This is a genomic window from Paraburkholderia sp. BR10141 (genome assembly GCF_056155635.1).
Genome location: NZ_JBMIQH010000004.1, coordinates 166,414 through 179,762 on the forward strand (window position 1 = coordinate 166,414; position 13,349 = coordinate 179,762).

The following is a 13,349-nucleotide window of genomic DNA, read 5'->3' on the forward strand; positions in this document are numbered from 1 at the left end:
AAACGCACGGCACTCGAAGCGCACTTTATTCAGGAGAATGGGGCGCTCGACCGGACTTGCCCGCATAGCCACGACTCACATGGCATGCGAGGATGAATGCATACGCACAGCAAGCGCCCGGCAACCGGCGCTGCTGCAAGGCCAGCCCCCGAAGGCCCCAGATGATGATCCGCCGACCGAACGCCGTGCTTGCCATCGGCATCGCGCTGGCCGCAGTGCTGACGCTGATCGCCGCGTGGGTCATGGCGCAGATGCGGCACGACGCGCTCGCGAGCGCCCGCGCTTCCGCCTCCAATATGGCGCTGCTTTTCGAGCGCGACACGGCGCGCAATTTCGACGTCTACAACCTTTCGCTGCAGGCCGTCATCGACGCCATCGACGATCCGCGTCTCGCCGCGCTGCCCCCCGACATTCGCCAGAATGTGCTGTTCGACCGCTCGGCCACGGCGAAGAATCTCGGCGCGATCTTCGTGACCAACGCAGTGGGCGACGTGGTGTTCGATTCGCGCTCGGTGCCGCCGCGCGCGCTCAATGTGGCCGACCGCGACTACTTCATCGCGCAGCGCGACTCGCCGCACGTGGGCCTCTTTCTGAGCCACCCGTTCATTCCACGCGACGGACCGGCCAACGCAACCATCGGATTGAGCCGCCGTCTCTCGAACCCCGACGGCTCGTTCGCGGGCGTGGTGGTCGGCACGATGCGGCTCGATTATTTCCGGCAATTGTTCAGCGGCGTGGATATCGGCACGGACGGCGCGCTGGCGCTCACGCTCGCCGATGGCACGCTGCTCATGCGCCGCCCGTACGTCCCCGATCTGATCGGCAAGAGCGTTGCGGAATCCGCGCTCTTCCAGCGGTTCCAGCGATCCCAGGCTAGCGGTTTCTTCTCGCTCGGTCCGGTCGACCGCGTGCGGCGCTGGTTCGCGCTGCGGCGCGTGGAGGGTTACCCACTCGTGTTCAGCGTCGCCGTCGCGGCGGACGACATCTATCGCGAATGGCGCGTGCGCGCCTGGATCATCGGCACGCTCACGGCGGTGCTCGACGTCTCGCTGATCGCGCTCGCGTTGATGTTCACGCGCCAGTTGCGCCAGCGCGGCGCAGTGGAGGCGGAGTTGCGCGCGCAGGCGGGCACGGACGCGCTCACGTCGCTCGCGAACCGGCGCGCCTTCGAAACCCGCGCGGACCACGAATGGGCGCGCGCACGCCGCTCGGGCAGCCCGCTCGCGCTCGTGCTGCTCGATGTGGACCGCTTCAAGCTCTACAACGACCGCTACGGTCACCTCGCGGGCGACGACGCGCTCGCGGCCGTCGCCCACGCAATCGGCGCACACGCACGCCGCGCGGCGGACTGTGCGGCGCGCTACGGCGGTGAAGAATTCGTGCTGGTGCTGCCCGACACGGGCGAGGCCCAGGCGCTCGCGCTGGCCGAGAAGGTGCGCGCCGCGATCGAGGCGCTGGCGCTGCCGCATGCCGACAGCCCGAACGGCGTGCTCACGGTGAGCGTGGGCGTGGCCTGCACGACGCAAAGCGCGTTTGCCGACTGGCGCACGCTGACCGATGCCGCCGACGCGGCGCTTTACACCGCCAAGCGCTCGGGCCGCAACCGCGTGGCGGCATGGCTGCCCGCCACGACCGACGACGCGCGCGGCGCGGATCTAAGAGGCCGCTCCGGCTGACCGTCATCAAATTTTACCCGGATGATATTGCACCACCCAATTTACCCGGGTAATATTCGTCCATCATTGGATACCAGGAAGGAGAACACCATGGTGGTGGCGAACGGCTGTACGGCTTTTGCGGGCACGCGCTTGATCGCGCGCGGCGCACCGCTTCAGGTGGCGCTGGCGGTCAAGGCGGAGCTCGAACGTGAAGGGAACGAAAACGGAAACGAAAACGGCGCAACGGTGCTGGTCTTCGACGACCACGACGCGCGTCCGGTCGAATTCGATCTGCGCGGCACGAATAAGGACATCGAGGCGCGCATCGTCGCACAGGCCAGTCGCGAGCAAGGCGCAACCGCGCCGGACGTCATCGACGAAGCCGCCCCGGACGACGCCCCGCGCGGCCGCGGCCGCCCGAAGCTCGGCGTGGTGGCGCGCGAGGTGACGCTGTTGCCGCGCCACTGGGACTGGCTCGGCGCGCAGCCCGGCGGGGCCTCGGTGGTGTTGCGCCGGCTCGTGGATGCCGCGCGCCATGCGAGCGAAGCACGCGAACGCGTGCGCGCGGCCCAGGAAGCCGCGCATCGCTTCATGACTGCACTGGCCGGCGATATGCCGAATTACGAGGAGGCGTTGCGCGCGCTGTACGCGGGCGAGCGTAGCCGCTTCGAAGCGGCGAATGCGCCCTGGCCAGAAGACGTGCGCGATTACGCGCGGGAACTCGCGGAATCCGCATTCGCCTGAACGCGCGAAGGGCTCCAATCGTGTGGGCAAAAAAAGCCGCTCCAGCGGGGAACTGGAGCGGGGAAGTCGGAGAGTTTGCTGCTTGCCAACACTGCATGAACTCTCGTGAGGGTCACGCAGCAAGGACAGTCTAGATCCGGCATCCCACCCCTAATATAGGATGAGTCTGAAACTTCATTCGGTGCTGACTTCGCGGCTCGGGTCGACGGCCGCCGGGAGTGTTTCGGATGCTCGACATCCGGCTTGCCACGCTGATTGCGGCTCCGTACACTCCCGCCTGACCTGCATCAAGGGCGGCCGTTGCTTCGATGCGTGCGCGCCAACAATCAAAACCACAACCAGACCGCAAATCACGCCGACAAGAGGAACCCATGTCCGACTCCTATTTCCCCCGCTGGCGCGCGCAGACGGGTGACGCCCGCAGCGTCGTGGCTCCCGACGAGCGCCTGCCCTGGCCGCAGATGTTCGCCATGGGCGTGCAGCACGTCGTCGCGATGTTCGGCTCGACCGTGCTTGCGCCGCTGCTCATGGGCTTCGATCCGAACCTGTGCATTTTCATGTCGGGTGTCGGCACACTGCTGTTCTTCGTGGTGGTGGGCGGGCGCGTGCCGAGCTATCTCGGTTCGAGCTTCGCGTTCATCGGTCTCGTGATTGCTGTCACGGGCTACGGCGGGCAGGGACCCAATCCCAATATTCCGGTCGCGCTCGGCGGCATCATCGCGTGCGGCGTGGCTTATACGCTGATCGGCCTGCTCGTCTCGGCCGTCGGCACCAAATGGATCGAAACGCTCATGCCGCCGGTGGTGACCGGTGCGATCGTCTGCGTGATCGGGCTGAATCTCGCGCCCATCGCAGTGAAGGGCGTGAGCGGGTCGATCTTCGACTCGTGGATGGCGATCGTCACCGTGCTCTGCGTGGGCGGCGTGGCCGTGTTCACGCGCGGCATGCTGCAGCGTCTGCTGATTCTCGTCGGCCTGTTGATCGCCTATGTGATCTACGCGATCGTCACAAACGGCATGGGCCTGGGCAAGCCGATCGACTTCTCGATCGTCGCGAACGCCGCCTGGTTCGGTATGCCGAAGTTCACCGCGCCGGTGTTCGACCCGCACGCCATGGCGCTGCTCGTGCCGATCGCCGTGATTCTGGTGGCGGAGAACCTCGGCCACATCAAGGCGGTTTCCGCGATGACGGGCTACAACCTCGACCGCTATGTGGGCCGCGCGTTCATCGGCGACGGCCTAGCCACGATCGTCTCGGGATTCGCGGGCGGCACGGGTGTCACGACCTACGCGGAAAACATCGGCGTGATGGCCGTGACGAAAATCTACTCGACGCTCGTGTTCGTGATCGCTGCGCTCATCGCGCTCGTGCTCGGCTTCTCGCCGAAGTTCGGCGCCGTCATTCAGACGATTCCCGGCCCGGTGCTGGGCGGCGTCTCGATCGTCGTGTTCGGTCTGATCGCCGTGACGGGCGCGCGTATCTGGGTCGTCAACAAGGTGGACTTCTCGGACAATCGCAATCTCATCGTCGCCGCGGTCACGCTCGTGCTCGGCGCGGGCGACTTCTCCCTCAAGCTCGGCGGCTTCGGGCTGGGCGGCATCGGCACCGCCACGTTCGGCGCGATCATTCTCTACGCGTTGCTGCGTCGCAAGCCGGCGCAGGAAGCGGCGGTTTAAGCCTCACCGCCTTAGCGCCTTAGCGCGACATGCGGCGCCGGTCCTCGGCGCCGCTTTTTAGCCCTCTCCCGTTTCCCCCACCTGCGCCTACGTGCTCAGTTGCGATTGCGCCCACGTGTCGTCATCGCCGTCTCCGAAAGATCGACTTCGCGCATCAGCTTCGCGAGCGTCTCGTCGTTGATCTGCATCTGGTTGCGCAGCTTGAGCAGCGTCGCGCGTTCGGCGCGCATGCCGGCGAGGCGCATTTCCATTTCCAGCGCGTCCGAGCGGCGCGCGTTCGCGCTGCGGTCGCGGTCGGCGTCGAGCGAGGCGAGGCGGCGGCGATAGGCGTCCATCACGCGTGCGGTCGTGTCGGCGGCGTAGGCGGCCTGCGATTCGTCGAGATCCTCGCTCACCTTTTCGTGCACCGCATCCACGGCGCGGATGGCCGCCTGCGCCGCCTGGATGCGCGCCGCGCGCTCCTCGGCCGCGTGCGGTCCCTGCGCGCCGCGCCGCACGCCGCGCAGCAGGAGCGGCAGGCCGACGATCGCCACCAGCAGCGAGGCGAGGATCACCCCCGTCGCGATGAAAATGGCGCTGTCGCGCCCGGGCAGCGGGCTGCCGTTGGCGAGCGCGACGGGCAGCGAGAGCACGCCCGCGAGCGTCACCGCGCCGCGCACGCCCGCGACCGTGGTGATCGCCACGGTGCGCAGGCCCGGCACCGCGTTCGCCACGCCGTGGCGCGCGGCGCCGCGGCTCGCCACCCAGCGCAGCAGCCAGACCCAGCCGAAGCGCATGGCGTAGAGCGCCGCAAGCACGGCGGCGATGTAGCCGATGAGGCGCAGCATCTGCACGTTGCTCGTGTGGTGCGCGTCGAGCAGCGCCTTGCCGAGAATGCCCGGGAACTGCAGGCCGAGCAGCGTGAACACCATGCCGTTGAAGACGAACTCGATCATCGACCAGGTGCTCGTCGCGCGCACGCGTGTCGACACCGGTCCTTTGTGCGCGACGCTCGTGAAGTTCATCGTCATCCCGGCGGAAACGGCTGCGAGCACACCGGACACTTCGAGGTGCTCGGCGAACAGATACGCCGCGAACGGAATCAGCAAGGTGAGCACGACGCCGGGCGCGGGGTCGCCCTCTTCGGTCGTGTTGAGAAAGCGCGCCGACACGAAGCTGAAGAGCCAGCCGATCGCCGCCCCAAGCGCCAGACCGCCCGCCGCGATCACGACGAAGCTGAGCGCCGCCGCGCGCAGCGAAAAGTAGCCGGTGAGCGCGGCCGCCACGGCGAACTTGAGCGCGACGAGGCCCGAGGCGTCGTTCATCAGCGCTTCGCCTTCGAGGATGTGCATGAGCTGCGCGGGAATGCGGTCCTTGCCGGCGATGCCCGCGAGCGCGACGGCGTCGGTGGGCGAAAGCACGGCGGCGAGCGCGAACGCCACGGGCAGCGAGATCTGCGGCACGAGCCAGTGCACGAAATAGCCCACGGCGACGACCGTCAGCAGCACGAGCCCGAGTGCGAGCATGAGGATCGCGCGGCGCTGCAAGAAGAACTCGCGTTTGGGCATGCGCCAGCCGTCCGCGAACAGCAGCGGCGGAATGAACAGTGCCATGAAGATGTCGGGATCGAACGTGACGTGCGGATTCACGAGCGGAAACGTGAGCAACGCGCCGATGCCGATCTGCACGAGCGGCAGCGGAAGCTTGAGGGGCACGGTGCGCGCGAGGATGCCGGACACGGCAACGGCGAGCAGCAGAATCAGAACGGTGAAGAGAATGTCCATCGAAAAACGTAGCGGGGGCCAAACGGGACCAAACGAGGCCAAACGAGGCCAAACGAGGCCAAACGGGACCAGGGGGAAGCGTCGAAGAGGGGACGACGCCTCTTTTCACGCGCGGTGCGGCACGGCGTTCTGGCGCGCATTAGAGGAGGGCGCGCCGGTCGAGGGACAGTGTAGCCTGACGCGTCTGTAAGCTGCCGCGAAGCGCGCAGGGCGAACGCGTCGCAAGCCCGATATGTGCCGAAAATGCGGCAATTTGTCCGCCCTGTGTGCGCCACCACCGAAGCAAAGGCCCGTGGAAAGGCGCACGATATCGGTGCGCCGTGCGAGGTCTCGCGCGGTGCACGGCGTGCCCCTTCGCGGCGCACGCGATGGGCGCGAACGCATTTCGCGATGCGTGCCAGATCGCAGTGCGAGCGAGCACGGACCTTGCTTAACCCCTCCTGTGACGCAACGAAAATCAGGCTATGGAGGACGAGCGCGGGCCGTGCAGAGGCTGTGCGGACTGCAGCGTCCTTCCTACGCGCTAGAGGATGGCATGATCACAGAGCAACAGGACAAAACAGCCGTGACCCCTCACGGCTTCGATCTCAGCGTCACTTCGGGGCTGCAGCGCTACAGCGCACACCATGGCGACCTCACGCTCACGAGCGTGTTCCAGCCGGTGTTCAGCCTCTCGCACATGCGTGCGGTGGGCTACGAAGGGCTACTGCGCGCGCACGATCCGCTCGACCGCCCGGTTTCGCCGCTCGACGTGTTCGGCGACGCCGCGCGCGTGGGCGAAGCGCTGCTGGTGGACCGGCTCGCCCAGGGGCTGCATCTGGAGAACTTCGCGCTGCTCGGCGCGGAGCGCGAGTGGCTCTTTCTCAACGTGCATCCGGGCACGCTGATCGAGGCGTATCACTCGGCGGCGCTGCTCGCGAACCTGCGGCGGCTGAACATCGCGCCGCGGCGCGTCGTGCTCGAGGTGCTGGAAGACGACGCGACCGATCTCGACGCCCTCGCGCAGGCCGTGGCGACGTTTCGCGAGCGCGGCTTTCTCGTGGCGCTCGACGACTTCGGCGCGGGCAACGTCGATATCGGCCGCGTGTGGCAGCTCAATCCCGACATCGTGAAGCTCGACCGCATCATGCTCATGCACGCGCAGCATCGCGCCGACATGGCCGCGACGCTGCCCGCGCTCGTGGCGCTGTTGCACGACGCGGGCAAGCTCGTGCTGATCGAGGGCGTGGAGACGGAACACGAAGCGCAGCTCGCGCTCGCGTGCAACGCCGACTTCGTGCAGGGCTTCTTCTTCGCGCGGCCCGCGCCCGGACTCGCCGACGCCGCCCAGGCGCAAGCCGTGATCGCCGAGGCGACCGAGCGTTTTCGTCAGCAGACCGAAACGCGCGAGCGCGGCGAGACGAATCGCCTCGTGCCTTATCTGCGTGCGTTCGAGCGCGCGGCCGAACGGCTTTCGGCCGGCGAATCGATGGAGGAGGTGTGCTGGAACTTCCTCGCGCTCGATCATGCGGCGCGCTGCTATCTGCTCGATTCGAACGGCCGGCAGGCGGGCCGCAACGTGGTGCTGCGCGTCGATCGGGCCGAGCGCGATGCGCGCTTTTTGCCGCTCGAGGACGCACAAGGCGCGAGCTGGCTGCGCAGGCCGTACTTCCGCACGGCGCTCGTCACGCCGGGGCGCGTGCACGTGACCGGACCGTATCTGTCGATCAACGAGGCGCTGCCGTGCCTGACGCTTTCGATGGCCGTGCAGGTGGGCGAGCGCCTGTGCGTGCTGTGCGGCGACATCGACTGGTTCGAGTAGGCGTGCATCTGCGATCATGTCGTGTTTCTCACGACATGGCGCGCAAACATGCCACATGAACGGGTGCTGCTGGAGGTCATCGCGACCACCGTCGCCGATGCGCAAGCCGCCGAGCGCGGCGGCGCGGATCGTCTCGAACTCGTCACCGCACTGGGCGAGGGCGGCCTCACGCCCAGCATCGGCATGATCGAAGCCGTGGTCGCGGCGGTGGCGATTCCCGTGAACGTGATCGTGCGGCCGCACAGCCGCGCGTTTATTTATGATTCCAACGATTACACGGTGATGCTGCGCGACGTGCGCGCCGCGAAGCTCGCGGGCGCGCATGCGGTCGTGATCGGCATGCTCACGCCTTCGCATGAAGTCGATCGCGAAGGACTGCAGCGCGCGATCGAGGCCGCCGACGGCATGTCGCTCACGTTTCATCGCGCGTTCGACGAAGCGCGCGATCTGCAGGAGGCGTTCGACGTGCTGCTCGGTTTCGACGCCGTGACGAACGTCCTCACCTCGGGCGGCAAGCCCTCGGTGCTGGACGCGCAGGCGCAGATCGCAACGCTCGTGCAGCGCGCGGCCCGCACGCATTGCACGGTGCTGGCGGGCGCGGGACTCACGCTCGACCGCGTGGCGCAATTCGTGAGCGCGACGCGCGTGCGCGCGGTTCACTTCGGCTCGGGCGTGCGCATCGACGGCAAGGGACTCGCTCCCGTCGACGAAAACAAGGTGCGGCGCGCGCGGAACCTGCTCGACGCCTGACCCATAAAAAAGCGCGCGCCATGCAGATGAACGGCGCGCGCCTGCCGGCTTCACTTCACCTTATTTCGCCACGACCACCGGAATGCCGCGCAACGCGCCAGCACCCTTGAACGACGCGAGGGCTTCCTGGACCGCGGCGCTCGTCTTCACGTCGATGGCAAGGCGCGCCGCCAGTTCGCGCTCGCTGCGTTTGACCGCAGCGACGTTCGCCAGCTTGACGTGCCCATAGCCGCGCACACGTTGATGCAGATTCGCGAGCTTGGCGATGTCGTCGGCGTTTTCGGCGGTGAGGCTAGCGAACGCACCGCGCAGCGTCGCCTCGTAGTCGCCGGCGAGGGCGCGCTCCATGCGGCGCTCCAGTGTCTTGCCGAACGGATCGAGCCACGTGCCGCGCACGCTGCGGCCCTTCTTGAGCAGCCCGAACGCACTCCACATCCACTGGCCGAACTGCATCTTGCGCGGAGGCTGGCCGTTCTTTTCACGCGCGATGAGCGGCGGCGCGAGGTTGAACTTCACGGTGAAGTCGCTGCCCGCCGTGCCCTCGAACTGCGCCTCGAGCGCGGCGCGCAACGCCGGGTCGGCGTGCAGGCGCGCGACTTCGTATTCGTCCTTCACGGCAAGCAGCCGATAGAACGTGGTCGCGACGGCGCGCGCGAGCGTTTTCTCCGCACTCTTGTCGGCGCTGCGTGCGGCATCGACCAGCGCGCGATAGCGCTTCTCGTAGCTCGCGCCGCCATACGCGAGCAGACGCGCTTCGCGGTCGGCGATCAGTTCGTCGAGCGTTTGCGTGAGCTTGCGCGCCGTGGCTTTCGCGGCGGCTGCACGTTGCGTGCCGAGCGCTTCGAGCGCAGCGGGATCGGCGGCGGCCATGCGGCCGATGGAGAACGCGAACAGGTTCGCCTGCACGGCCACGTTGTTCAGTTCGATGGCGCGCGTGAGCGCCGCGAGCGAAACCGGCACGAGACCAAGCTGCCACGCGAAGCCGAGCATCACGATGTTGGCGCCGATCGTGTCGCCGAGATAACGCTGCGCAAGCGCCTGCGCGTCGCATGCGGAGAGCGGATCCTGTGCGTTCGAAGCACCGCCGGTCGCCGCGTGCCGCATCTTCGCGAGCAGCGCGTCGGCGTGCAGGTTCGCTTCGGGGTTCTGCACGAACGACGCGTTCGGAATCTCATGCGTGTTCACGACGATACGCGTGCGGTCGTGCCGCACGGTTTGCAGCGCGTCGGCGCTCGCGCCCACCACCATGTCGCAGGCGAGCAGCAGGTCGGCCTGCTGCGTGTCGATGCGCACCTGGTTGAGCAGCGCGTCGGTCGCCGCGAAGCGCACGAACGAGAGCACCGAGCCGCCCTTCTGCGCGAAACCCATGAAGTCGAGCACCGAAGCGCTCTTGCCTTCCAGATGCGCGGCCATACTGATGAGCGCGCCCACGGTCACGACTCCGGTGCCGCCCACGCCCGTCACGAGGATGTCGTAGGGCGCGTTGTCGAGATGCGTGGCCGGCATGGGCAGCGCATTCACGCGCGCGGTGAGCGCCTGCGGATCGAACGCGGCGCCCGCGGCCTTCTTGAGCTTGCCGCCCTCGACGGTCACGAAGCTCGGGCAGAAGCCGTTCACGCACGAATAGTCCTTGTTGCACGACGACTGGTCGATGCGGCGCTTGCGGCCCAGCTCCGTTTCCACGGGCTCAACTGAAAGGCAATTCGACTGCACGCCGCAATCGCCGCAGCCTTCGCACACTTCCTCGTTGATGAAGAGACGCTTGTCCGGGTCGGGGAATTCGCCCTTCTTGCGGCGGCGGCGCTTTTCGGCGGCGCAGGTCTGGTCGTAGATCAGCACGGTCACGCCCGGCGTTTCGCGCAGTTCGCGCTGCACCGTGTCCAGTTCGCTGCGGTGATGGAACGTCGTGCCCTTCGGGAACAGACCGTGATGGCCGTCGTACTTCTCGGGCTCGTCGCTCACCACCACGAAGCGCGAGACGCCTTCGGCTTCCACCTGGCGTGCGATCTGCGGCACGGAAATGCTGCCGTCCACGGGCTGGCCGCCCGTCATCGCCACGGCGTCGTTGTAGAGGATCTTGTAGGTGATGTTGGTCTTCGCCGCGACTGCCTGGCGAATCGCAAGGATGCCTGAGTGAAAGTAGGTGCCGTCGCCGAGATTCTGGAACACGTGCGGCATCTTCGTGAACATCGAGTGCGCGGCCCAGTCCACGCCTTCGCCGCCCATCTGGATCAGGCCCGTGGTGTCGCGCTCCATCCACGAAGCCATGAAGTGGCAGCCAATGCCGGCCTGCGCGATCGAGCCTTCGGGCACCTTGGTCGACGTGTTGTGCGGGCAGCCCGAGCAGAAGTAGGGCGTGCGGCGCACCGCGTCGGCGGCGTTCGAGAGGATTTTCGGCGCGACGAGATCGACCACGCGCTCGCGGCGGTCGAGCGCCGGACGGTGCTTCGCGAGCCACGCGGCGAACACGGGCAGGATGCGCGAGGGGCGCAGCTCGCCCAGCTCCGAGAGCAGCAGCGTGCCGTCTTCGGCGTGCTTGCCGATCACGGTGGGGCGCGCGCCTTCCTTGCGGTTGTAGAGGTAGTCCTTGATCTGCTGCTCGATCACCGGCCCCTTCTCTTCGATCACGAGCACGTCGGTGAGGCCCGCGACGAACGCGTCGATACGCGACATCTCCAGCGGGAACGACAGGCCCACCTTGTAGATGCGCACGCCCGCGCGATCGAGGTCGTCGACGGTGAGATCGAGACGGCGCAGCGTTTCCATCAGGTCCAGATGCGCCTTGCCGCAGGTGACGATGCCCACGTTCGCATGCGGGCTCGGCGCGATCCACTTGTCGATGCTGTTCATGCGCGCGAAGTGGCGCACGGCGTCGAGTTTGGCGGCGAGGCGCTGCTCGATGGCGAGACTCGGCAGATCGGGCCAGCGGTTGTGCAGGCCGCCCGGCGGCGGCGTAAAGCCCGCAGTGGCCAAATCGGGTGCTTGCCAGTCGGTTTTGATGGCATCGAGATCGACGGTCGAGCCCGACTCCACCGTCTCCGAAATCGCCTTGTAGCCCACCCACGCGCCCGAGTAGCGCGAGAGCGCCCAGCCATACAGGCCGAATTCGAGCATGTCCGCGATGTTCGACGGATTCACCACAGGCATGTGCCACGCCATCAGCACGACGTCGCTCTGATGCGGCATGGACGACGACACGCAGCCGTGGTCGTCGCCGGCCACCACGAGCACGCCGCCGTGCGGCGACGACCCGTAGGCGTTGCCGTGCTTGAGCGCGTCGCCGGCGCGATCGACGCCCGGGCCCTTGCCGTACCACATCGCGAACACGCCTTCGACGGTGCGCTCGGGGTCCGCTTCCACGCGCTGCGTGCCGAGCACGGCGGTGCCGCCCAACTCCTCGTTGATGGCGGGCAGGAAGCGCACGTCGGCGGCTTCGAGCAGTTTCTTCGCCTTCCACGCCTGCTGATCGACCATGCCGAGCGGCGAGCCGCGATAGCCGCTGATGAAGCCCGCGGTGTTCAGGCCATGCGCGCGGTCGAGTGCGCGCTGCATGAGCGCGAGGCGGATCAGCGCCTGGGTGCCGGTCAGGAAGATGCGGCCGTGCGTGGCGGTGAGGTTGTCGGTGAGCTTGTAATCAGCGAGGGGCGGCGTATCAAGCGGCGAGGATGTGTCGCCGAACGCGGGGCGCGCGGTCATTGGGGGGAGTCTCCATATATCGACCGCAGTGAGCGCTTCAGCTGTCGCCCGGAGTTAGTGCTTCAGCACTTACCCCGGGCCCATGCAGAGCACTTGCTGCGATCTCATGCTTAGCTTTGCTGTCGTACGCCCTCCGAGGAGAGCGGCGAAAGAGACTCTATTTTTTCTCGCCAATGACGGAAATTTTTTGCTAACTCTCCGGCGCTGCCGCCTATTCGCGCGAGAGCCTGCCCGCGCCGGGCGAATTTGGAGAGAGATTTTCCCTGCGCGGCCGCGATCCCGCCCGGATCGGCCTTCGGGACAATCCGTCAGATCGTCCGCGGTGCGTAGGGCTTCGCGCGATCGAATGGCACGACATCGTGAAAGTGCGTGTAGTCCATCGTGCTCACGCCGTCCGCGTCGCTCATCAGGTCGACGTAGCGGTAGTCCCAGCGGATCTGGCGGTCCGACCAGCTAAAGCGCGCCTGCATGGTCTGCGCGGTCGATTCGTCGGAGCCCTCGATCACGACATGCAGCGTACCGTGCTGCTCGGCCAGCATCTCGGGTGTGACGCCGTAGAGCGGGCTCGATTCGTCGATCACGTGCATGAGATTCCAGCCCAGCGTGAAGAGCGGATGCTGGTCGCGCACGAGCTTGAGGTCGTGGATGCGCCGCGCGCGAAAGCCGTCCGACGAGGTTTCGATGCGGATGAGCCGCAGCTTCGCGCCCGCTTCGGCGATCACGTTCTGGCGGGCGTTGGCCGCGCGCGCCATCAGCGTCATGCGGCCTTCGATGGGGTGCACCACCACCTGGCTCGCGAACATGATCTTGGCGCGCGGGCGCGAGAAGCGCGCGAACACGAGGCCGGTCGCCAACGCGATCCCCGACATGCCGACGAAGATCTCGAACGTGGCGACGATATGCGCGTAGAGCGTTTGCGGATGCATGTCGCCGTAGCCGACGGTGGCGAGCGTCTCCACGCTGAAGAAGAACGCGCCGAGGAAGCCCTTTGGATACTGGTTGGCGATGGGTGCGGCGCCGAGCTGGTAGAGGCACGCGAACACGCCGTTCATGAGCAGGAAGAGGGCCGCGAGCGACGCAAAGAAGGTGGGCCAGCGCATGGTGAGCGCCGTGTGATAGAAGTCGCCCCAGGACTGCGGCATGCCGTAGACGAGCACCTCGCGCGTGCCGATCATCAGCTTGCGCGGCGTGCCGCGTCTGGCTCTTTTCCTCGGCCCCGCGGGCGTTTCGGCCTTGCAGGCGTCCATATCCACGCCGGGCG

The 13,349-nt window shown here is 67.1% G+C and carries 8 protein-coding genes; 5 read left to right on the plus strand and 3 right to left on the minus strand.

Features of this window, described 5'->3' with window-relative positions; all coding sequences use genetic code 11:
• The first annotated feature begins 161 nt into the window (after positions 1–161).
• The 3 genes from ACOJB8_RS07325 to ACOJB8_RS07335 all read left to right on the plus strand — a co-directional run bounded on the left by ACOJB8_RS07325 (position 162) and on the right by ACOJB8_RS07335 (position 4,078).
• Positions 162–1,676: a sensor domain-containing diguanylate cyclase gene (locus ACOJB8_RS07325; protein ID WP_342949591.1), complete on the plus strand. Its 1,515-nt coding sequence runs from the start codon at positions 162–164 to the stop codon at positions 1,674–1,676.
• 90 nt (positions 1,677–1,766) lie between these two features.
• Entirely contained in the window at positions 1,767–2,402 is a 636-nt protein-coding gene (locus ACOJB8_RS07330) for a DUF2239 family protein (protein ID WP_475011873.1), read from the plus strand.
• Positions 2,403–2,773: 371 nt separating this feature from the next.
• Positions 2,774–4,078: a solute carrier family 23 protein gene (locus ACOJB8_RS07335; RefSeq protein WP_342949589.1), complete on the plus strand. Its 1,305-nt coding sequence runs from the start codon at positions 2,774–2,776 to the stop codon at positions 4,076–4,078.
• Between the two features lie 95 nt (positions 4,079–4,173).
• Here the strand turns inward: ACOJB8_RS07335 and ACOJB8_RS07340 are convergent, their stop codons facing one another.
• Complete coding sequence (locus ACOJB8_RS07340) at positions 4,174–5,841, minus strand: Na+/H+ antiporter (RefSeq protein ID WP_069265171.1); 1,668 nt, start codon at positions 5,839–5,841, stop codon at positions 4,174–4,176.
• A 535-nt stretch (positions 5,842–6,376) separates the two neighbouring features.
• Between ACOJB8_RS07340 and ACOJB8_RS07345 the strand changes: the two genes are divergently transcribed.
• Positions 6,377–7,642, plus strand: a complete 1,266-nt coding sequence (locus ACOJB8_RS07345) for an EAL domain-containing protein (protein WP_069265170.1) — start codon at positions 6,377–6,379, stop codon at positions 7,640–7,642.
• Positions 7,643–7,690: 48 nt separating this feature from the next.
• Positions 7,691–8,392 carry a copper homeostasis protein CutC gene (locus ACOJB8_RS07350; protein WP_475011878.1) on the plus strand — a complete coding sequence of 234 codons (702 nt, stop codon included), beginning with the start codon at positions 7,691–7,693 and terminating at the stop codon, positions 8,390–8,392.
• Positions 8,393–8,452: 60 nt separating this feature from the next.
• On the opposite strand, the gene ACOJB8_RS07355 is transcribed toward ACOJB8_RS07350, so the two are convergent.
• Both ACOJB8_RS07355 and ACOJB8_RS07360 read right to left on the minus strand, forming a co-directional pair.
• Complete coding sequence (locus tag ACOJB8_RS07355; RefSeq protein WP_475011881.1) at positions 8,453–12,088, minus strand: indolepyruvate ferredoxin oxidoreductase family protein; 3,636 nt, start codon at positions 12,086–12,088, stop codon at positions 8,453–8,455.
• Positions 12,089–12,396: 308 nt separating this feature from the next.
• On the minus strand, positions 12,397–13,335 hold the full coding sequence (locus ACOJB8_RS07360) for an ion channel (RefSeq protein ID WP_342949631.1): 939 nt from the start codon (positions 13,333–13,335) through the stop codon (positions 12,397–12,399).
• Between the last annotated feature and the right edge of the window lie 14 nt (positions 13,336–13,349).

Coding starts and splice junctions, on each gene's coding strand:
- ACOJB8_RS07325 (WP_342949591.1), top strand. CDS start 162: ATGATGATCCGCCGACCGAACGCCGTGCTTGCCATCGGCATCGCGCTG.
- ACOJB8_RS07330 (WP_475011873.1), top strand. CDS start 1,767: ATGGTGGTGGCGAACGGCTGTACGGCTTTTGCGGGCACGCGCTTGATC.
- ACOJB8_RS07335 (WP_342949589.1), top strand. CDS start 2,774: ATGTCCGACTCCTATTTCCCCCGCTGGCGCGCGCAGACGGGTGACGCC.
- ACOJB8_RS07340 (WP_069265171.1), bottom strand. CDS start 5,841: ATGGACATTCTCTTCACCGTTCTGATTCTGCTGCTCGCCGTTGCCGTG.
- ACOJB8_RS07345 (WP_069265170.1), top strand. CDS start 6,377: ATGATCACAGAGCAACAGGACAAAACAGCCGTGACCCCTCACGGCTTC.
- ACOJB8_RS07350 (WP_475011878.1), top strand. CDS start 7,691: ATGCCACATGAACGGGTGCTGCTGGAGGTCATCGCGACCACCGTCGCC.
- ACOJB8_RS07355 (WP_475011881.1), bottom strand. CDS start 12,088: ATGACCGCGCGCCCCGCGTTCGGCGACACATCCTCGCCGCTTGATACG.
- ACOJB8_RS07360 (WP_342949631.1), bottom strand. CDS start 13,335: ATGGACGCCTGCAAGGCCGAAACGCCCGCGGGGCCGAGGAAAAGAGCC.